The organism is Mesorhizobium sp. M7A.T.Ca.US.000.02.2.1, assembly GCF_003996995.1.
Taxonomy (GTDB): Bacteria; Pseudomonadota; Alphaproteobacteria; order Rhizobiales; family Rhizobiaceae; genus Mesorhizobium.
In genome coordinates, this window is record NZ_RZTT01000726.1 from 1 (window position 1) to 1,545 (window position 1,545).

The 1,545-nt window shown below is 62.1% G+C and carries 3 protein-coding genes; 1 reads left to right on the top strand and 2 read right to left on the bottom strand.

Annotated elements, in window-relative coordinates; all coding sequences use genetic code 11:
• Both EOD15_RS34015 and nanR read right to left on the bottom strand, forming a co-directional pair.
• Positions 1 to 266, bottom strand: a 266-nt coding sequence (locus EOD15_RS34015; protein ID WP_148129808.1) for a putative quinol monooxygenase, incomplete at its 3' end; no start/stop codon positions are given.
• Positions 266 to 973, bottom strand: coding sequence for a transcriptional regulator NanR (gene nanR, locus EOD15_RS34020; RefSeq protein ID WP_127321679.1), 708 nt, complete (start codon positions 971 to 973; stop codon positions 266 to 268). The genes EOD15_RS34015 and nanR, both read right to left, overlap by 1 nt.
• On the opposite strand from nanR, the gene EOD15_RS34025 reads away from it, so the two are divergent.
• A partial coding sequence (locus tag EOD15_RS34025) for a 3-keto-5-aminohexanoate cleavage protein (RefSeq protein ID WP_185929159.1) occupies positions 920 to 1,545 on the top strand: 626 nt, incomplete at its 3' end. The genes nanR and EOD15_RS34025 overlap by 54 nt on opposite strands.

The window sequence follows — 1,545 nt, forward strand, 5'->3', positions numbered from 1 at the left end:
AGCTTGGTGACGACGAGCGGCGCGCTCTGCGTGTTGAATTCATCGAAATGAGCGGTGCGGCAGTGGTCCTCGAATGCGGCTTCGCTGTCGTAAATCTCATAGAGCAGGACCCGGTCCGGTTCGCCCCGCGCCTCCGTCACGTCGAAGCGGCGACAGCCGGCCTCGTTGCGCACCGACGCGGTCGCGTTGGCGTCGACAAGTTGTCGGAACCTGTCGCGGGCACCGGGCGCCAGGCGAAAATCGACCCAGACGACAAACCCGGTCATCACTTGGGCCTCGCAAGTTGCAGGTACCGCTTGGCCACATAGTCGAGATGGCTGCGCATGGCCGCCTCTGATGCGTCTGGATCGCGCGCGGCGACGGCCTCGAAGATTTCGCGATGCGCCTGGTACGCCTTGCGGTCTTCACCCTTGGCCAACGTCGTGCGCCGCTGTTCGAGCAGCCATTCAGCCAATGCTGCGTGAATAGCCGTAAAGATCCGATTGCGGGTGATTACCGCCAGCACGTAGTGAAAGTCCACGTCCGTGCGCTCGAAGCGCGCGAGATCGCCGATCGACTGCCGGTTCAGTTCGAGCGCCTCCTTGAGGTTCTCGATGTCTTCGGGGGTGGCATGCACAGCGGCGTTGCGGGCAAGGCCGATCTCGAAAAACAAACGTGCGCTCTGGAAGTCGTGAATCCCGCCCGGAGCCGAAATCATGTGCCGCGCCGGCCCTGAAAGGGCATCGATCACGAATTGAGGAGTGGGTCGAGTGACGCGGGCACGCTCGCCCGATTTTACTTCGACAAGGCCCATTTTGCTCAGGTGCAGCAGTGCCTCACGGATGGAAGGCCTCCCTACCCCGAACTGTCGCATGAGTTCCCGTTCAGAAGGGAGGCGGTCGGCTTCGGCCAGCTCTCCCTTACGGATCATCCGCTCGAGGTGCTCCGCAACCTCGTCCGAAAGCTTCCGCTGTTTGATCTGTACCCCGATCATCTGGCATACCTGTTATACCAGTCAGATACGCTATGGCCCCAGAGCGCCTCTGTCAACGAGGCTTCTGCGCGGCGAACGGCACGCGTTTCGAAATCGAGTGCTACGACATCGGCCATCTCTACACTCGCCATCCGTCGAGCGGGCCTGGTCAACGCATCGTTCTCCGTACAGAGCCTCTTCGGCACACAGTGGCATCGGCACTCATCCCGAGGACGTGGCGCATATGAAGCGCACCGCCGACCCGCGGTTCGAACAGGATCGCCATTGGTTGGTGCTGGGCGCCGGTCGCAGCCGCTGCGATGGCCACCCCAGGCGATCGCAGCGGGCTGCGATGTGCGCGTTGGACTGGAGGACTGGCTGTGGATCGGCAAGGGCCAATTGGCGAAATCCACCGCCGAGTGGGTGATCTTGAGGCTGAAGGGCAGCGACAAGACCGCATCAGGTTTCGAGAAAGCCTATGGCACGGTCCGAGTTATTCATGGCGTGTCGGTCGACATTGGATCAGGTGAATTCGTCATCCTGGTCGGCCCGTCGACGTTGCGCCGAAGTCGCGCGACCTCGTGTTCCCGAAC